Below are 21280 nucleotides of genomic sequence, written 5' to 3' on the forward strand. Positions count from 1 at the left end.
AATAAAACAAGCACTGTTCTATTCTTAGAAAAAGGGCAAGAAATATTACATTATCCTCTTCATCTCCAATCGTTAAATGTAGCTGAATATTATCATATTCTTTTCCTTGTTGCAACTTCCTTTAGGTTGTGTTGAATATGAATTTTTCCACGCAACGTCTATATACCTAATTGGTATGCCCCGGAAAATAAAAATAAAAGGATCTACATATTAGTCATGCGTAATATGTAAATCCCTTTATTTTAATAAATTTTTCTCAACCAAGGTCTTGATAATTTTCATTCTAACACTTTATTTTCTCACAGCTAATTACTTCTCTAGCTTCTCAGACAAACGATTTAGCAATGTAACGGCTTGTGCGCGTGTCGCGAGTCCCGAAGACTGGAATTGATTGCTGCTTACGCCTTGGATCAGTCCTTCCTTCACGGAAGAAGCGACGCTCGCTTTCGCCCAATCTGAGATCGCGCCTTTGTCATCGAAAGCTTGCAGCAGCTTTGCTTGCTCTTCACCGCTTACGGTATGGCCGTTATCTGACAACTTTTCGTATGCTCTCCACACCATGGCCGCCATTTGCTCTCTGGTGATTAGCGCATTCGGCGCAAAGTTCCCTTCACCGCTTCCTGCAACTAATCCTGCCTGCGCTGCGACTTTTACTGCTTCGTAATACCAATCACTTGACTGCACATCGTTAAATTTACCCGCGGCTTCTTCTTTCTTCGCCTCTAATCCTAGCATTCTAACGATAAATGCGGTGAATTCTGCTCGCGTCACCGACTGGTTCGGGCGGAACGTTTGATCTTCATAACCGCCAGCAAGCATACGTGCTGCCATCCAATCGATCGAATTCTTCGCCCAATGATTCGTAATATCAGTAAAGCTATTCGTATATGACATGGCTGCTACATACATAGACGCCTCTGCCTCGAAGGCTAACTTACCTGATGATGTCGGACTGTCACTGATAAATACCCATTGCTGCTTAGCCGGATTAAAGCCATAAATGCCTAAGCCTGGTTTTGAACTAACGTTATCGACAGATACCATTAGCTGATGCTTGTGTGGTAGTAAAGCAGCTCCTTGTTGATCTGCCTCTGCCAGCAACTGGACATGCAACAGATCTGATACTGGCTTAACTCCTTTACTGCGTTGGTTCAAGTTGCTTAACCATGCCTTTTCCTCAACAGCAGATGGCTTCACAATCTTCACCGTAACTGCGTATGTCTTATCATTCACATCTTCTGCCCAAGCACTCGCAGGTAATTGGACAACTGAAGGGCCCAGTTGAATGTTTACCTTCGCCTTCGCTTGACTTAATTGACGGAACACTTCAATCGGCAGCTTCACCATGTATTGCTCTGCATTTTCTTTTAAATTCACTGCAAGTTTATCTAACGATTTACCTGCATCGATTGCCTCTTTCACCGTTTTCGGATTGAGTTCTACGATTAACTGCTCTTTGCCATCTGCGCCCGTCGTACGCTCAATTCGAGCATCTCGACCTAAATCTGTAAGGTCTGCAGGATGATATGGCGTTTCTGTTGGAGGGTTGCTCTCAATTCGCTCAATAGTAAGCGTATAAGTACGTGTGATCTCTGGATGATTTGCCGCTTTTACAGTTAATTTAATGGAGGCAGCGTCTCGGATATCAACGTTCTCTGATTTTCCGTCCATCGCCTCTCTCTCTCCGATATACAGCTTCGCTGATCCATCAGCCAGTTTAGCATTGAGCTGCAGCACTTGTACGTCTTTAGCAACTTTTAACGTATAATCCGATGTCGAGCTGTTAAAGGTCGGAGTCAATTGTCCGCCAGTAATGGTCAACGCATCAATAAGTGTATTTGGTCCAGCAATCATACTTGTTTTTTCTACCGAAGGATTGCCTTGCAAATCTGTCACTGCACCCGCTGCAGCTTTTACAGATACGTTAACTCCTTCTGGTAAAGCACGGGACAGTGTGACCAGAACACTTTTGACCGGCTCATTGTTATCCGTACGCTCTGCAACAACGGATTGCACCTCACCGTTCCAACCAGTCGCCCCAATGACAAATCGTTCTGGGTCCGCTAATGTTCCTGCCTCAAACTCCTCATCGAATGTAATTCGAACGATCCGATTGCCGCCTTGCAATTCAGCACTTAGCATATTTGGACCAACAGCATCCTTCACGACTGCTGTAACCTTAGGTTCAACACCGCTGCTCATCACTTTCCATGCATAATTGACGATGGCTTCCGGGGCAACAATGACTTGATACTCTTGCCCTGCCTGCAAGCTCTCTTTACTCGTCGGCGTAAATCGAAGTGTTCTTGACAGCGACTCTCCATTTGCACTGTTCTCTGCATTCACATATGCAGCCGCGCCCTCAAGCACATTACCGTTGGCATCCTTCACCACAATTGTGTCTGGGTGAAGTGGAATGGACGTTTGGACATACTGAGAAAATTTCACATCCACGTAATTGCCATCCGAACTTACGACTGCTGTAACCGCAGCTACTTCTGGCGTTGCTTTTGAAACAAGTCCCATATTCACGTCAAAATGCGGTGGAGGTACTTCCAGCTCGCTACTACTGGCTGTTTCATAGCCGTCTTTTGTCCAGGCTACCTTCCACTTGCCTTCCGGTACATCCCAGCCATATTTCCCTTCAGCATCTGTCTGCTGTGGATTGATTTGATCGTAATCTTCCGCATCATGCCATACTTCCCAGGTTCCCGTTGCCGGGTTCAAGTAAAGCACTCTGGCTTCTACACCTTGCAAACGATTACTCTCTACCGCTTCATACACGTAACCGCTTGGATCATAAATCCACTTCGGCTTCACGATGCGCGGCGTTCTTTTTACTCTTTTCTTATAAATATTTTCTTCATCATCCGGGAATTCGTAATCATTGTTATTACATTTACTTCCTGAGCCTACTGTGCCTACTGCATCAATTTGAGAATCGACATAACTATCTACTTTACCACCTACAATTTTTGTGACAACACCTGCTGCAATAGCTGCTGGACCTTCCAATGCCATGGCACCTGTCCAAGCGCCAAGCGCTGTCTTCACCACTTCACCGCCAACCGTGACAAGAAGCGCTTTCCCCGCTTGCTTGCCGGCTTCCTCCGCATTTTCAATACAGCCTGAGCTGGATTCAACCCCCATCATAATTTTGTTAATTTTTCCAGCATAATCCCTGTAGCCCGTATAAGCTTCTGTTACCTCATTAAGCTTGCCAAGCGGTTCTGTGACCTCTTCAAACTCAGCCTTCGTCTCCGTCACAAACTCAACCTCGTCATCGATTTCAATAGCTTTTTCGAGAACATTTTGCAGAACATCTTTCGGAGAAGGGAGTAAATTAAATGTTCGGGCACCTGAAGCTAAATCTGATGTTTGGAATAACAACTTACGAGGTGCATAGCCCTTCACTACATTGATAAACCCTTTCTCATCATTGGTTGTTGTAAAGCTGCTGTTGAAGAAGGCCTCTCCTGTTTGTTTCGCCAACGTTATCTCTTCAGCCGTTGGAACGTATTTGACTGCCGGCTTCAAATTGATTGTAACTTTCACGGTCATTTTTAGTCCGGGCACTTTCGGAAATTTGATCACGGCCCTGCCGGTATACGTATCTCCAACCTGGGTAAAAGGCTCTTTCGATACCACTTCAAAATCCTGCATATTTGCCGGAAGCGACTTGCGAATTTGCTCATCGCTCGGCAAATCCTCCGCATTATAAGACGGCCTAGGCTTAACGGTATCGTATAACACGTAAATCCCGCCTAGCGCACCTATATTCGTTGGCACAATGGCTTCAAAAATCCCGTTTGATTTCCGCTGTGCTTGCACTGGTGCGCCATATTGGCCGTCCATAAAGATTTGAACATTCGTTACCTTCTCTGGTTTGTCAAACTTTAATTGGAACACGAACGGATTTCCAGGTACGACTCTGTACGGGAATGGCATTGCGCCCTTTTTGACATCCAAACGAATCCACTTGCCATTCGGCTGCTGGGCCATCGCCATTTCCTCCAAGATCGGCTGATCTGGATCAAAATTGGAAAAAATCTTTTTAGAATGCAGCTGTACGCCGCCTGACTCTGCAACTGCACGCAGTACGTGAACGCTAGGTGAGCCTAGATCGATCAGCGAAATCGTTCCTTTCCATGTTCCTACGCCTGTTGCTTCAAACGTCCCCACCAACGTATCGCTATCATAAACACTGATCTTGCTGCCGACTTGTGCAAGTCCTGAGACGAGAATATCGGAGCTCGTTAAACGTTCTGGCGCATCAAGCGTTACATTCGGTACGTCTAGTAAAACTTCGCCAAGCGATTCTTTCACATCCACTTCAGTTGCCGAGGTCTTGCCTTCGATATGAGCGGCAAGACGTACCGATTGGGAGCTGAAGTTGTCATTCAGCTTCACTTGGAATTGAACGGCTCCCTGTTTCTTCGCATCTACGTTAGCCAGAGGAATTTCCAAGTAACGTTCACTTTCATTCCAAACCGCGCTTCCACTCGCTCCGCTCACCACCACTCGGCCTACAGCATCTTTTACCGGCTGCATGCCTTCTGGAATGTCTACGCGCATACGAGCATTGACGATCGTCTCACTTCCGCTCTGACTGCGGTAATTCGCACGAAGCTGTACCGCTCCACCAGGAGAAGCCTGATTCGGCACCGCCATAAAGTAATTTAAAGAAGGATGTGTAAAAAATTTCTTTTCAGTAAATGTCACACTACCTATATCTTTAATCTGCTGATCACCAACTGAAACTTCCACATGGGACATTTCCCATTTCGGATTGTTGCTGCTGCTTACTTCTCTTCTGCTGATTTCTACGCGGTATGTGCCTTGCTTCGGAACATGAACCTCAAACGGTCCTTGTGCATTCACATTTTCCCAACCAACGTGTTGCAGCTCGCCGCTTGACAAAACTTCATATACGTTTACGTCCGCCTCCCTGCCGTCAAATGCAGGAAGCATCCCTTTTACCCTAGAGCCTTTTTCCTCTAAACGAATTTCTGCTGTAGCATTCGAATGCTCATCCAACGTTACGCGCGTGCAACCAGTACCGATCCGGTGAATCGTACCCGACACGCAAACGTTCATTTCTTGACCTGGGTAACCTTGATAATGAACTGCATTTAGATAATAGCTTGAAATCCCGCCACCAAGTGCAGAGGTAACCTCTGAACGCATACCAAGCTGCTCCATGTTAATCGGACCTTGCCACTCGGAATCCAAAAATTTCACGAATACCTTCAATTGGATCGTACCCGTATCAGGCGCTTTTAACGGAATATCTAGAACCATATCTTGGCCGTCTTTAATCACGTTCTTTATATTTTTGTCTGAAAAATAGTTAAGCTTATATTCGGAAGCTTCAACTGCAAACTCACCGGCCAGCAGCTCCACTTGGTACTCGCCCTTCAAATCTGTGTACAATGTTTTTACAAGCGGTCTGCCTTGAAACATTTGCGTCGTTGTGACCATTGCGTTGAATACAGGCTTGCCTTCCGGGTCAGTCACCTTCCCCGTTAACATCCCTTGCGGCGGTGTATGAAGCGTAATAATCTGCTCATTTTCACCTGGCTTCAATACCACGTCCTGATCAGGTACGTCTTTATATATTTTACCTTCAACATCCACTTTCACCTTAAACGTCATACGGGCATCACCAATGGTGGTCCATTCAGTTAAGCCTGAAGGATCGCTGTACAACGTACCCATATAGCTGTTACCCGTACCATCCATGAGTTCGAGCCTAATTTGATCTACTGGCTGCCCATTTTGGTTTTGCACTTTAAAACGAAACTTAGCTGAAATCGGAATCGCAAGTGTGACCTCATTGATCAGCCCGGACTGAACTGCAACGTGTTCTTTTCGATCCCAACTGTTTGATTTCGGTGAGATTAATTGAACCCCATATTCCGAATCAGGTAGAAGGCCTTCCACCACAACAGGTTTATCGCTTGCCAGCAACGTATTTTTACCGCCAATGCGTTTGCTTACTACGGCAACCTGTGCACCATTCGGATCAATATGACCTGGATTTTCAAAGCTTACCTTCAAGCTGCCCGTTACTTTAATTGGATAGCCTTTGGCTTCTTCCTCGATGACCTCGCCAGAACCATTCTTGGTGGAACCCTTAATTGAAACAATCTCGGCAATACCTTTATTCTCATCAATGACAAACTGGCCCGCATAATGACTAGGCTCTGAAGAATCTACTCGCAATTCAATGGTTTCGCTTGTTGGTCGAGGCGTTGTTAAACGCGCACCTTTATCGTCAAACCATGTCTTGTACGTAATCGTTGCCTTGACTTCACGACCTGGTGCTGTAACAGCTTTAATCGCCAGCTTACTGTTGATCATCGGTAATCCCTGCGACATGCGATCGACTTCCGCAGTCACGATTACACTATTTAAATCTGGCTCCGTTTTCATGGAGTAAGTAGGTCCGCCTCTGCTCATTACATTATCCAGATTTACAGCCTCTACGCGAAACGTATAATCCGTATTCGGCTTCAATCCCGTAACCGTATAGGTTAGACCTGGAGATGGAATAGTTGCAATAGCCGTGTCGTTTTGAAACAGTTTATATTCTTTTATCCCTTTTGCATCTGTCGCTGCTGGCCAAGATAACGTTACTTTATCTCCTTGTGCATCCGAGGCTGTCAGCTTACTTCCTGCTGGCCAAGTCGGACGGCTCGCTGTGCTTTCTGAGGATGCAATAAACATCCCAGCAATCGGATCACTGCCATCATGTGCTGGTTTGACTTTATAAAATGCGGAGAAAGTCACAGCCTTTGCTTCATTACTAACAGCTACCGAAAAGCTCGGCTTATGCAATTCATAGTGAGTATCGTCCACGCTCACTTCTGTAGAGGAAAGGGTTTCGACATTCCCTACAAATGACTGTTCTATACTTTCAGTTGGTGAAAAAATCTCAGTTGTGATGTAGCCCACATATTTACCATCGTTGCTGGTTTGTGCCGATCGGCTTTCCGATGCATTTTGCTCACCGCTAGGCTGAAGGGATAACCGTTTGATCGAACCGCTGTCTGCTTGATACACAAAAATATCAGAAACATGGTTCGTATCCCCTGCCACCAGATTATCAGCGTCTGATTGGAAAGCTACAACACGCCCGTATTCACTAATCGATGGCTCAAAACTATGATTGTTCGCTTCTTCTCCTGTAGAAGATACGTTAATACGTTTGATTACTTGCGTAGTTCGGTCATATAGAAAAACATCGCCTTTTTCGTTAGTATCGTTTTCCACCAAGAGACTGGAATACGATGTAAACGCCACATAACGACCATCGGCACTAATCGACGGCCACTCGCTATCACCGCTACCAACCAGCGGATCTTTAGGATCTTTTACTAGGCGTGGTTGACTGATGCGCTCCATTGTTTTCGTGTCGCGATCATAGATAAAAATGTCCGCATGCCCATTCGTATCATGAGGAACGAGTTTATCTGAAGATGAGCTAAATGCTACATAACGGCCATCCGCGCTTATGGAAGGTTCATCTGCCCACGCGTCAGCATCGCTGCTAATCAACTCCATCTTTCCGCTACTGCGGTCGAGCAAATAGACTTGCGGATCTTTTTGTAGATCCAAATTATAACCTGAAAATGCGATATACTGCGCATTTGCAGACATAGAAAAATGTTTAACGTCATACGTCTCAGTCAATACACTCGTTATGATGCTAGTATCTCGGTCATATAAAGAAAGTTTAAAATTTGGAAATTGTTGTCCAGGTACCTTATAATACATTTCCTGAAAGCCAACATACCGCCCGTCTGGCGTAATCTTATTTTCAAAACCTACAATCGGCTTGTCATCGGCGCCAATTTTGGTAAGTACATTCCAAGGTGTTGGCGCACCTGATCCTAACAAACCATAGACAGAATCGGAGACCGATGAATCAGATCCGACTGCAGCTGTATTTCCTGTCCCTTGTGCTTCCGACTGTGTTTGCGCACTTATCGGCAGCACGCTGCCCAACAATAAAACAATAGCGAGTACGAGAGACAGCCTTCTTTTAATATGTTTCATCAAGAATGCTTGAACGCTCATTTGATTAGTACCTCCGAGATTATTATTTATTTCGATACATATTGTATCATAAAAATCGTAGATGTAAGGTTGTTCCAATCTTGATTCCCAAAAAATTCAATCACTTACCCAACACTATATCAACATCGTCATGTCCAGTGTATTATCCGAAAGTATACTCTTGATCAAATTTACCAACCTTAGTTCATCTTTTCGCTCCGAAAAAATTGCAGCCTCTCCAAATAGGAGAGGCTGTGTGCTAACACAGACGATAGTGGGCGATCACAAGCAGCGGATTGCCGCGGAAACTGCTCCTTGTATCTACTAACTGGATAAGAATAAGAGTTACTAGTACAGCAGATTTTCTAGCAAATGCTAAGGAAGCTTGACTACAAACTCGCTTATATAGTAGGAAGTGGTTATGGATTCTCCAAATTCGAATTCGGCAGAATCAGCATATTTACCGCCCTTAACACTAATCTGCATGGGCAATGGTTCGTGACCTTCAGGCAGCCATCTGGCGCTCGCCTTGTATCGGCCGATCGGCACATGATCGATACCCGCGCCGCCTGGGACCGGGCCGCCGCGTTTAATCAACGTTTGGCCTGTGCTTCCATCAAGCAATGGACCGACAGGCGTAAGCGTAATTTCAAGATCGCTCATATCGAACTCAGGCAGGCTGTCATCGAAGGATGAAAAATTAGGATAAACAAAAATATGACCCTCGAATTTCTTCCAAGTAAAATCTCGGACAGCTCCTGTGCTTCCAGCAAGCGGACGATCGACGTCAGCTGCTAAATGGAATGTGAAGTTTTTGCCGTTAAACTCTTTGGTGATGTTAGCTCCCATTCGATAGGTTGTTGCGATTTGCGGTAATTCAATCCGATAGTGTCCTGATTCATCGGTGACTGCAAGGAGATTGCTGTCATAAAGCAAGGTGTTATCCGCAAAGATCTCAACGTCTGGTATCGGATTTCCCTTCGCGTCCCGTACGTAGCCTTTCACGACGTATGGTTCAACTTCCTCTACAGATGGTACGGGCGCCGGCGTTGGTTCCGGTGTTGGTGCTGGTGCTGGCGTTGGTGCTGGCGTCCGTGCTGGCGTCGGTGCCGGTGTTGGTGCCGGCGTTGGCATCGGCGTTGGCGTCGGAACCGGAGCGGGTTCTGGATTCGTGCCAGGGGCGGCATCCTCGATCCTTATCGTCCAAACGTTGCCGCTACTGGAGAAGGCAACATTGTAGCCGCTGCTCTCCGACACGAAGCGCAATGGTACCATCGTGCTACCGTCAATGATCTGGGCAGGTACGTCCAGGGCGACAGCTTTTCCGTTTACGATTGCATTCGTATTATTAATCGTCAATTCGATGGAAAGGCCGTTCTTCGTTCCGATCGCCTTCCGGACAGCTCCCTCTTCCACCCATTGCACCGTAAAGCCTAGGGTTTCAAACAGTTTGCGGAATGGGACAAGCGTGCGACCGTCTTTAACGATCGGTTGCGCATCGTTAAAGTGAAGCTCTGCCCCTTTGAAAAGCACATGGATGGCAATATCTTTCGATCCATCCGCAGAAGAAGGAACGGGAGCAGGACTCGGCGTCGGTGCTGGTGTTGGGTTAGGCGTCGGGTTCGGGTTAGGCGCCGGTGAGGGTGCCGGACTCGGCAACGGCGCTGGCGTCGTAGTAGGAGCAGGCATCCCATCCGAAATCATTGGCTTCTTGTATTTAATCGGTTTGGAAACTATCGCACCTTGCGGTGTCTCGATTTCCAGCACATAAGACTGCGTTTCCTTAATCGTGCCGTTGTCGCTGGCGTACAAGTCGAACGTAAGCTGCCCTTGGAACTCGCCAACCGGCTCCTTCACATCTTTTCGAAAACCAGGGTTAATAATTTCGCTTTCATGGATTATCGCGCCGTCTGCAGATGTAACCGTTTTGTCCTTTACGATGCCGAGCAGCCAGCCGGTCGTAGCACGGTTCGTTCTCCACACCCCTTGAGAATTATCCTTGCCGTAATCATCTGTAGAGCGAAGTACAACCGCATTAATGACCGTTTTCTGTGCTAAGCTCAGCACCAGCTTGAAGTGCCCATCCTTATTTCCCTCCGGCTTGAAGTCAGCTGCACCGACAACATCAGACGCCGTATCTAGCAGACTAAACTCCTTGATCGCAACTCCCGCAGGCGAGGTTTCTCCGAAAGCACCGGCGACTCCGCCATACGACAAGCAGCCCGCCAGCACAAGGGATAGAGCTGAATTCCAAATTCTTTGTTTTTTTAACGTAACCATCATGATCATTCTCCTTCTCCCAATTCATTCTTACAAAGAAATAATTCCTTTAATTTTTGCAGCGGGCCCTTTATTATATCTCCCTGTACAAATTAGAAAGCCCATTCCTACATACGATAGCCCCCAGAAGAAGGCAAACCACTTGTCGAGCCACGGAAGTCCGAATGAGACCAGCATAATGACCATCAGGATAACCGTCCAACGCGGAAACACTTTTGCGCGGAAGGTTAGAATCGCAAGAATCATTGTCCCCAGCAGCATCCCCATGCCCGAAACTCCTCCCATAATACTTGCGAATGCTCCTTCTTTGGCGTAAAAGCCGTATGCGAACAAACCATAAAAATTAGATGCTACCAACAAATTCCCGATCATAAGGAGTAAGGCTGCAATAAAGCCAAGTACCCCGGTTTCACGTGACTGGGACATGTAAAGGGCGATGGAGCTGATGGCCATCAACATACAGGCCATAAATCCGCAAATAACCTCCGGCGTACTATCATCTCCCCAAATGAGGGACGACGGCGTCATCCCCATTCTGATGATTCCCGCCAATAGGCAAAGAAACCCAAGCCACTTGACTACTTTCTCCAATGTCATTCTTTCATCCTCCGTTTGATTTCGATTTATGTAATCATCATAACAAACCTGTATTCCTGTTTTGGAGAGTAGCTCTTCCCGGGTGTTGCGGGAAGTTTCATAGGTAATTTCGGGAAACGATCTTAATGACAGAGCCACTATGAAAGTCTACGCACTAAATGCGTATTGCATTATACGGTCCAATGACTCCCGCTTCACCGACAACAATTGAGGCTCTAAATCGCTATCATTTTACGCCCGATACCTACACGATTGTTGAAGGACAATATAGTTTTGAAGTGCAAGAAGCCAGCAAACGCAAGGGTTTGCTGGCTTTTCATATAAAAGTAAATTACAAATAAAGTTTTAAGTAGTAATTGGATTTGCCTGATTCAGCCACTCGAGCAATGAATCAAGTGACTCATCCGTAAGTCCGCCTCCGCTAAATGCAACTAAACCGCGAATCGGCAAATATTTCAGGAATGCAGTCATCAGTTCTGACATCCCTTCCCCTTCATGGTTAGTAGAGCCGAACGGCGAATGCTTCAGCAAATCCCCTAAGATTGAAGCAGCTTGCGGATTCTCCATCAAGTCTCCTACCGTAGAATTGCGCGAATAGGTCTTCTCGATCGGTACCGTAGAGTTCATCTGAAGGGCTCCCTTGAGCACGATATCAGCCGAGGACTTGCCGATTAACACATCGAATTCGCCGGACTCGACATGCCAGTCGTTCAGTTCCGTGTTAAAGTAAGCAAAGGATCTCTTGTCAAGCCTAAAGGTAACGGTTTTCTCTTCTCCAGGCTTAAGCGCTACTTTGACGAATCCTTTGAGTTCCTTCTCCGGGCGGGACACGCTGCTATGCACATCCCGCACATAAAGCTGCACGGTCTCTTTACCAACTCTGCTGCCGATATTTTTTATATGGACCGAGACGTTGACCGAATCGGTGTCGTCCATCTCATCTTTGTCCAGTACAAGTCCGCTGTATTCAAAAGTTGTATAGCTAAGCCCGTGACCAAATGGGAACAGTGGCCGTAGCTTCTTCTTGTCATAATAGCGGTAACCTACGTAGATCCCTTCCTTATATTCCACAAGGTCTCCATCACCCGGAAAATTCAAGTAGGACGGGTTATCACTGAGCTGTACCGGAAATGTCTCGGCCAGTTTACCGCAAGGATTGGCATCGCCGAACAGCAGATCCGCAATCGCTCCACCCAGCGCTTGTCCTCCCAAGTAAGCCTCAAGCACAGCCTTAACACCGCCGATCCAAGGCATTTCCACCGGAGCTCCATTGCTTAGCACGAGCACGGTCCGTTTCTGCACTGCCGTCACCGCTTCGATCAGCTCCGATTGATTGGCTGGGAGATTCATATGTTCACGGTCGAACCCTTCTGATTCATAACGTTCCGGCAATCCGACGAATAGAATAACGACCGATGCATCTTCTGCAAGCTTGATCGCTTCCTTCAAAAGCTGTGGATTCGTTTGGTCTCCATTCAACTCATAGCCCTGGGCATACGCAATCTCCGCACCGCTTCCCGCCGATTTAGCAAGTTCCTCGCTGATATCCTCGAGCTTGGTTGGCTTAATATGCGAGCTGCCTCCGCCTTGATATCTCGGCTGCTTGGCAAGTTGTCCGATGACAGCGATTTTGCCGGACTTCGGCAATGGCAAGATGCCGTCCTCGTTTTTAAGCAGCACCATGCTTTCACGCGCAACTTCCCGTGCTAGAATATGATGCGCCTCCGGATCATAGGAAGCATCCGGCTTCTTGCTGTCAACCGCCATGAAGACAATGTGCAATATTCGCTCAACAGCCGAGTCGAGCTTTTTCTCTGACAGCCTGCCGCTTATCACCGCTTCGACGATTTTACGGTCACCGGCGCCGTTACTTGTCGGCATTTCCAGCTCAAGACCTGTAGCCAAACCGTCTGCACGCTCGTTCACTGCGCCCCAGTCGGACACGACAAACCCCTCATGTCCCCATTCGTCTTTCAAAATGTCCGTAAGCAGACGCTCATTTTCAGCACAGTACTCGCCGTTAAGTTGGTTATAGGCGCACATGACCGTCCACGGCTGACCTTTCTTAACTGCTCCTTCAAAGCTGGCCAAATAAATCTCCCTCAGCGTACGCTCATCCACAACCGCATTCGTCGTCATCCGACGGTGTTCCTGATTATTTACCGCGAAATGCTTTAGCGACGTGCCCACGCCCTGGCTCTGTACCCCTTGAATATGAGCAGCGGCCATTTCAGAGGACAAATACGGATCCTCCGAAAAATATTCGAAATTGCGCCCGCATAGCGGCGATCTCTTAATATTTGCGCCGGGGCCAAGCAAAATGGAGACGTCTTCAGCCTGACACTCTTCGCCTAGCGCCACACCGACCTTGCCGATCAGCTCACGATCCCACGAAGAAGCAAGCCCGGCTGCAGATGGGAAGCACGTAGCAGGAACGCTATCGAACAGTCCCAAATTATCTGCCGACGCGCGCTGCTTACGAAGCCCATGAGGCCCATCCGTCATCATGACGGACGGAATGCCGAGCCGCTCGATTCCTTTCGTATGCCAAAAGTCAAGTCCCGAGCAGAGAGATGCTTTCTCTTCCAAAGTCATTTGTGCAATCAATTCTTGAATATTTCTTTTCATAGTTACCCTCCTAATGTAATGAAATCAACCTTTAACAGCACCAATGGTCATACCTTTGACAAAGTATTTCTGGAAGAACGGATATGCGATCAGAACCGGGATCACGGCAATCACCGCAATCGCCATGCGGAATGTTTCGCTGGGCAGCTGCGCAATGCTCTCCCCAGCTTGCGAGCCGATATCGCTGTTACTAGCCAAGAACTGGATGTCGCTCATAATCCGGTTGAGCACGTTCTGTAGACTGAACAATTTAGGGTTGGTTACATAAATTAATCCGTTATTCCAGTCGTTCCAGTAAGCCAATCCTTGAAACAAGCCGACGGTGGCCAGAATCGGCAGTGAGAGTGGCAATACAATTTTGTAATACATTTTAAATTCGCTTGCACCGTCTATGCTGGCCGATTCCAATACCGGAACCGGAATTGTCGTCATAAAAAACGTTCGCATGAGAAGCACGTTAAAGCCATTCATTAAAAGTCCCGGAACAATCAACGCCCACAGCGTATTCTTGATATGGAATAGTTGTGTATAAATCAAGTACGTTGGAACAAGGCCGCCATTGAACAACAAAGTGAAAAACAGCAGAAAGGCGAAGAATGTTCCGCCAGGCAAATCGCGACGCGATAAAGGATAAGCGAGCAACGATGTGATTAATAGACTGATAGTTGTCCCTATTATAGTTATGAGAATTGTAATCCCGTAAGCGTTAAAAACGAGCGACGATTGCTGCCATAGATATTCGTATGCGCTTAAACTGAACTGTTTTGGAAACAAAGAATACCCATTCTGCAGGATTGTCTTTTCGTCCGTTATGGACGACATTGTCAAAAGAACAAACGGAAGCAGGCAACTGACTGAAAACAAGATCATCACAAAATGTGCAGCCCACTGCCAAACACGATTTTCATTATTCATGTATATCCCCCTTAGAACAGCGCGTTTTCTTTGTTGACTTTTCGAACAACATAGTTGGAGGCGATAACCAGCACGAATCCGACTATCGATTGATAGAAGCCAGCGGCTGATGACATGCCGATGTTACCAAGCTGCAATAGACCGCGGAACACATACGTATCGATGACGTTCGTAGTACTGAAGAGGGCTCCTGCATTCATCGGGACTTGATAGAACAAGCCGAAGTCTGAGTAGAAAATGCGTCCGATCGCCAGGAGCGTCAGCATGATGATTACGGGAGTGATCAGCGGTATTGTAATCGTACGGATTTGCTGCCACTTGGATGCCCCGTCCAGCTTCGCCGCTTCATAATATTCCGGATCAATGCCGATGATTGCAGCCAGGTAAATGATACATGCGTACCCTGCACCCTTCCAGGTATGGACCAAGGTCAGAATGACCGGCCAGTATTTCGGCTCGTTGTACCAAGAAATCGGCTCGATGCCCAGCGCCGGCAGGATCGTCTTATTCATGAATCCGCTCTCGATGCTCAGCGTCGAAAATACGAGATAACTGACCAATACCATCGAAATTAGAAATGGTAGAATGATAATGCTTTGATACAGACGGGACGCAAATTTACTCTTGATTTCGTTCAGCAGAATGGCGAAGCCAACCGCAACGACGAGGCCGATCACAATGAAAGCTGCGTTATAAAGAATCGTATTGCGGGTAATCAAATAAGCGTCAGAAGTTTGGAACAGAAACTTGAAATTCTGAAAACCAACCCAATCGGACCCCCATATTCCTTTAGCGAAATTGATGTCCTTGAAAGCAATCGTGAGACCGAACATTGGTAAATAATTATTGATGATCAAGTATGCAATTCCCGGAAGCATCATGAGATATAGCGGGCTGTATTTCCAAATTCTCTTCCTGGCATTGCTATGCGTACGTTTTGTCATTCCGAAAGTTCCCCTTTCCATTTCTATCGCCTTGTGTAGTATCTTGCTGTACTCTCATAGTACTGAAATCCCGTTCGTCCCACTACCGTTTCTACGACTTCTGGTTTGCACTTTGCCGACTTGCCTTCCACCATTAATTCAAAAAATTGTCCCTGTCAACAGGCAAAGTTGACAGGGACAATTCAGTAATCATTTTTTTATCGCATTCAGTTCTTTGTTAATGACTGCCAACAATTCCGGGACAATATTAAATTGCACCAGTTGGGACATTTTCTGAATGGACATAACCCCTCTCATCACCTCAAAGAACGGATTAGTGGCCATATCTCCAAAGTATTTAAGATAGATCGCTTTCGTCTCTTCATTGCTATAGAGGTCTTCAATCGTGTCAAATGTAGAATAGTATCCGTCTTTCAATTCGATAGGCTCAGCATTAGATAGATCAAATTTTTCGAACCAGTTGACGACATATTTTGCTTTTTCCGGTTTAACATGGATATAACTTTGGTCAATTTCCGCTGCATGATGAAGCAGAATCTCATCCGTATAGATGACGCCAAGTTCATCCGTAGCTACGACTTTTACATCATTCTCCCCTGCGATCAATGGAACATCCTTTATGATTTTCATCGGTGCGCCGCTCTTGATTTCGGTAAGAAGGGTATGATTTAAATAAACTTTAACATCGTGTAAATTAGACAGGATCACAATATCATTGAGCTCTTGGTGCCTATTCACAAATCGTCTGCCGGCTAAATGAACGAAAGGAACCTTAGACCAGTAAGCTTTATAAAGATAAAAGGCGTCCTTCTTGAGTTTCCGGTCAATGGTAACAAGTCCCTTCAAGTTCTTTCCTGTTTCACCGCCTTCATTTCTGTTTGCGCTGCCGAAATCAAACATGTTCCATACATAACCGCCTAATACAAACGATCTCTTATCGAAGGTTTCCAGGGCATTGTGATGGAATAAAAGCTGGTATTCCTCCGTATAATCTTGGACCCCAGGCGTATAAGAATGGTACTTGGGATTCGTATCCACTCCGTATTCGGATACGATTACTGGTATTTTAGGTTGAGCTTGATGAAACTCATCAAGGCGATCTTGCAAGTCTTTGATTTCACCATAGTACCAGCCGTAGTATAAATTGTATCCAATCAGGTCAGTAAAGCTATTTATAATACTTTCATTCTCGACACCGTTAATATTAGCTTGAACGGTTAAGCGACTAGGGTCAAACTGTTTGGCCAGAGCCTCCAGTTTTCTGATAGTCTTATAGGTTTGCTCCGTCTCAACAGCAATTGTAATCTCATTTTGGACACCCCAACAAAAGATAGAACAATGATTATAAGCCTGCTTAATAAGCTTTTCCAGCTGTTCTTCCGCATTATGATTTTCCGGGTCCTTGGTGGAAGGAATGCTAATAAATGGAATTTCCGCCCATACTAACAGTCCGTAACGGTCGCATAAGCTGTAAAAATAGTCATCATGCTGGTAATGGGCAAGACGAAGGCTGTTCGCTCCGATTTCCCGGATCAGGGCCATATCTTCATCCATATGCATTTTCGTAATAGCATTGCCTACACCGGCGAAGTCCTGATGACGGCATACGCCGTTGATCTTGACTGGTTTGCCATTCAAGAGCAAGCCTTGTTCCGTCGTTGCTTCAACCGTCCTAAATCCTATCGCGACATGCCGAGAATCGCAGACTTGTCCCTCAATGACGACGGATACCTCTACCGTATAAAGATAGGGTTGATCTATGCCGTCCCAAAGAATCGGATTTACAATTTCGCTTCTTATGCTGAATTTTGCTTCATTTTCAAGAACAAGTTCTGAGTTTGCCTCCATTACTGTTCTTCCTGCTTCATCCTTGATCAGTATCTTAAGGACTCCCTCTTTGGAGACAGAGGATTCATTCACGATTTGACCATGAACGGCCAATTCAAACGTTTCTGGGGCAATTTTCTGCTGCGTCAAATAGACACCATCCCGTCCATTGTCCATGACGTCAAAATGAATATCGTCCATCACAAGAAGCTTCACTTCTCTGTACAAACCGCCATAGAAGGTGAAGTCTGCCATTAGAGGGAACACTGTATTGTCATAACCGTTATCAGCCATAATGGCGATAAGATTTTCTCCCTCTTTCAAGTAGGGGGTTAAAGGGACTCTAAACATGGCATATCCACACCGGCTGTCCCCTGCCAAGCTGCCATTGACATAAACATGAGCCATATTCCCAGCGGCGCCGATTTCCAAGTAGATGTGTTTTGTAAGATCTTCATGGGAAATGTCCACAATCCGCTGATACCAGCATTGCCCCCGATAGTATTGTTCGCTACCGCCTTGACCATCAGTATCGTTCCATGAATGAGGCAGTGTGACTGACTCGCCGTCTTGTATGGACTCAAGTACGTAGGAGGGATTATTCGTTTTCGTGAATGTCCATTGATCGTTTAATGGCATGATATTTAGCATGATAATTACCCCTTTCGGTGTTGATTGAGATGACTGGATCCCTGTCAAAAAATTCCCCGGTCAACTGAGATGTTGACCGGGGCAAATGAATAAGTGCCGAAATGATTACTTACTTTTTTTCGCCCACTCGTCGAGCTGCTTTTGCTTCTCTGCGATAATTTTGTCAATTCCGGCGGATTTCAGCTTGGAGATAAACTCTGGCAAGATTTTCTCCGGATCGACACTCCCAGTCTCAAGCGGAAGCTTGTACTGCGTAACCACGTTGGTTACCGCGGCATATTCAGCCTTGACCGGATTTGCGTCGAACGTAAAGCCCAGCGCCTTCGACTTTAATGCCGATTTGTTGAATTGATCCATCTTCTCCCAAATTTTTGGATCGTCACCCTTAAATACATAGGATAGGAATTGATTACCGAACATATATCCCATATTCGGGTTGTAGCCCGAGGTTTTGGCGTCAACGCCTTGAGGGAAGTCGATGACGTTGTCCGATTTGACATAATGTTTCCCTTCCACACCCCAATCGAACAGATTGACGATATCTTTGTCTGCATACATAAGGTTCAGGAAATCCATCGCTTTTTCCGGTGTTTTGGAGTTAATTGGTATCCCCCACATGACACCAGTTACGTTCGTAGTTGTAGAAACAGGCTGAAGCAAGTTTGCCGTGACCATTGGCACACCGCTGCTCTTCGTTTCTTGCTGTTCAAACCCTGGCTTCATATTGGAGAAATAGGCAAATCCGCGGTTCGACTTGATCAAGTCAAACTGAGAAGTTTTATTCGTTGAGGCGTCTTTCAGAATCAAGCCAGATGTATACCATTTTCTCATCTTTTTAATAAACTGAGCATAATCGTCCGTTTCGTACAAATTGGCCACTTTGAGATTATTGTCAAAATTCGGAAGAACACCAAGTGAATCCCCAAGCATGTCAAACGTACGGTACGAATCGAGCATCGTTCTGCCGATACTGCCTGGAATCAGCGGCGTCACATTGGGCTCTTTCTCCTTAATCGTTTTCAATGTGGCCTCGACGTCGTCTAAAGTACGAATTTTACTGACATCGATTTGATACTTGTCGACCAAATCCTTCCGCATGGTCAGACCATTATACGCGGCAAAGTCGCGGATGGTAGGAATAGCGTAAATGGATCCAGCAATTTTGGCTGCCTTGAGATAGTCCGATTCCATCGCTTTTGCAATACCTTGACCATGCTGTTCGAGCAGTTTATCAAGGGCAACAATTTGACCTTTTGAAACATAGCTGCTGTAGCCGGTGCCAGATACAAACATTAAATCCAGCTTTTCGCTGCTGCTCAGCATCAAGTTAACTTGCTGCTCCCAGTTCCCAATGCTGATCGGTGTCAACTTCACAGTTGCATTGATTTTTTTCTGTGCGATTTGATTAATGGAATCCTCCACCAAGGACAACTCCCTAGGCACTGCACCGAAAATCGGGAAAGCAACAGTCAGTTCCGTCGGTTTTCCCTCTGGCTTTGCCGTTTTATCCCCGGCTACTGGGGCCGTATCTCCGCTATTGTTGCTGCAAGCGGATAGAACAAGCATAGATCCTATAATGAGTGCGCTTGCCGACATGAATCTCTTCTTCATAGTACTCCCCCATTTACTTTTTGGCGTTTGCCTACTGAAACTGTTTGCGATACTCGGAATCTTCAGCAAGCATATCTTTATTTTACTTTTGCTGCAGATTCGGCTCTGCTCCGCTCACGACTTTTCGCTGTGCATTTGCCGACTACCTTTCACTTTGAACGGGTTGGTGCAGTTGGCGGTATTCAATCGGATTCAGGTCGGTATGCTTCTTGAACATCCGGGAGAAATGGGAGAAATTCGCATACCCGATATGCGATGCCACGGCGCTGATCGGCATATCGGTTTTCGCGAGCAGTTCCTGGGCAAGCTTGAGCCGTTCGTGAAACAGATAATCCGATACGGCCATGCCCGTTTCCTTTTTAAAGATCCGGGTCAAATAGTCCGGATTCAAAAACACGTGATTCGCAATCTCTTCCCTCGACAAGTCTTCTGTAATATGCTGCTTAATGTAACTAATAACTCTTTGGACAACACTGAAGGATTGTTCAACTGTGTTCACATACTCCATCGCTTTGCTTACAACGTGGTTCATCCATGCGATCAGATCGGTTACTGAGCGGGTCGCGTTTGCGGAAAACTCCAACGAGATGGTATCGCTAAACAATTGGTGAGCTTGAATACCTTTCATCTGGAGCATATAATACATCGCTTGCTGAAAATCCTGGTAAAATTGGCGGAGCAGGTTTGCATCCAAGCCATTCTGCCGCAACAAGAGATCCAAAAAAGAGGTTGCTTCTTCCAATACTTTAGCGAATTCCCCCTCCTTCAGCATAATAGACCACGTGCTCATGTCGGGGAGCTGTCTAATAACGGGTTGTAATTGTTCCCCGGAAAGCAGGAAAATCTTATTGTTATAGGCCACGTTGTTTTTCTCATTTTCACCAAGTCTTTTTACCATCTCAAACATTTCGTGACCGTGTACTTTTTCACCAATATAACAGGAAAGATCGCAGTAAAAATACTTCCTGCAGGTGTCAATGTAACGTTCGCAAGATTGTTTCAACAACAGCTCGATGTCGGAATAACTTTCGGCAGATAAGATAGCTAGCAATCTTCCGCTGTTTAACGTTATAATTTGTCCGTTTTTTTTGTTCCCCAGAATGATTTCCTCAGCCGCATTTGTTAGCGCATATTCCAATATCTTCTCTTCGCGCATCGTCACATGCTTGTGCCATCTCTGCATGCTAATTAGCACCGGGGCAAATGTCATTTTTTCGGCATAAGGAATGTTGCGATCCGCCGCGGCTCGACTTACCGACTCCGCTATGGGCGGTATCGTCTGGTTGATGATATCCAGCCAGAACCGCTCAATCAGCATGGGTTGATGCTGGAACCAGAACTGGCCATATTGGCTGAATTCAACTAATTCCGAATCTTTATTGATTTTCTCGACCGCTTTGAGGATCGTTTTTTCCAACTCATTGAAAGGAATCGGCTTGAGAATGTAGTCCAGACTCCCTAACTGGAGAGCTTGTTGGGCATATTTGAAATCAGCATGACAGGTCAAGAAAATCATCGCCGTGCTCGGATATCGTTCCACAACCCATTCCGCCAGTTCCAGTCCCGATACTTGCGGCATCTCGATATCGCATAGCATAATATCTATTCGCTCATTTTCGAAGAGCTCTTTCGCTTGTTTTACGGTAAAAGCCGAGAATACTGCGGTTATACCAAGCTTCTGCCACTCGACTCCCGACCGGACTCCTTCAACAGCATGAATTTCATCATCTACAATCAATAATTGAAGCATACTAGGGAACCCCTTT

The 21280-nt window shown here is 46.1% G+C and carries 9 protein-coding genes; all 9 read right to left on the reverse strand.

All coding sequences use genetic code 11. From position 1 onward, the window contains the following. Window positions 1-309: 309 nt before the first annotated feature. Window positions 310-8082 carry an S-layer homology domain-containing protein gene (locus AC58U0_RS19925; RefSeq protein ID WP_497380725.1) on the reverse strand — a complete coding sequence of 2591 codons (7773 nt, stop codon included), beginning with the start codon at window positions 8080-8082 and terminating at the stop codon, window positions 310-312. Between the two features lie 354 nt (window positions 8083-8436). Beyond that, the gene (locus AC58U0_RS19930; protein WP_497380727.1) at window positions 8437-10344 is read right to left on the reverse strand and encodes a stalk domain-containing protein; all 1908 of its coding nucleotides are present in this window, start codon (window positions 10342-10344) and stop codon (window positions 8437-8439) included. Window positions 10345-10371: 27 nt separating this feature from the next. After that, a complete protein-coding gene (locus tag AC58U0_RS19935) occupies window positions 10372-10938 on the reverse strand; it encodes a hypothetical protein (protein ID WP_497380728.1) in 567 nt (188 codons plus the stop codon). 345 nt (window positions 10939-11283) lie between these two features. Then, on the reverse strand, window positions 11284-13566 hold the full coding sequence (locus tag AC58U0_RS19940; protein WP_497380729.1) for a glycoside hydrolase family 3 C-terminal domain-containing protein: 2283 nt from the start codon (window positions 13564-13566) through the stop codon (window positions 11284-11286). A 24-nt stretch (window positions 13567-13590) separates the two neighbouring features. Next, on the reverse strand, window positions 13591-14481 hold the full coding sequence (locus AC58U0_RS19945; protein ID WP_497380730.1) for a carbohydrate ABC transporter permease: 891 nt from the start codon (window positions 14479-14481) through the stop codon (window positions 13591-13593). An 11-nt stretch (window positions 14482-14492) separates the two neighbouring features. Further along, window positions 14493-15425, reverse strand: coding sequence for an ABC transporter permease (locus AC58U0_RS19950; protein WP_497380731.1), 933 nt, complete (start codon window positions 15423-15425; stop codon window positions 14493-14495). A 189-nt stretch (window positions 15426-15614) separates the two neighbouring features. Then, complete coding sequence (locus AC58U0_RS19955; protein WP_497380732.1) at window positions 15615-17903, reverse strand: glycoside hydrolase family 2 protein; 2289 nt, start codon at window positions 17901-17903, stop codon at window positions 15615-15617. 105 nt (window positions 17904-18008) lie between these two features. Then, window positions 18009-19514, reverse strand: a complete 1506-nt coding sequence (locus tag AC58U0_RS19960) for an ABC transporter substrate-binding protein (RefSeq protein WP_497380733.1) — start codon at window positions 19512-19514, stop codon at window positions 18009-18011. Between the two features lie 142 nt (window positions 19515-19656). Further along, window positions 19657-21264, reverse strand: coding sequence for a response regulator (locus AC58U0_RS19965; protein ID WP_497380734.1), 1608 nt, complete (start codon window positions 21262-21264; stop codon window positions 19657-19659). Between the last annotated feature and the right edge of the window lie 16 nt (window positions 21265-21280).

Source organism: Paenibacillus sp. J31P190 (assembly GCF_059692075.1).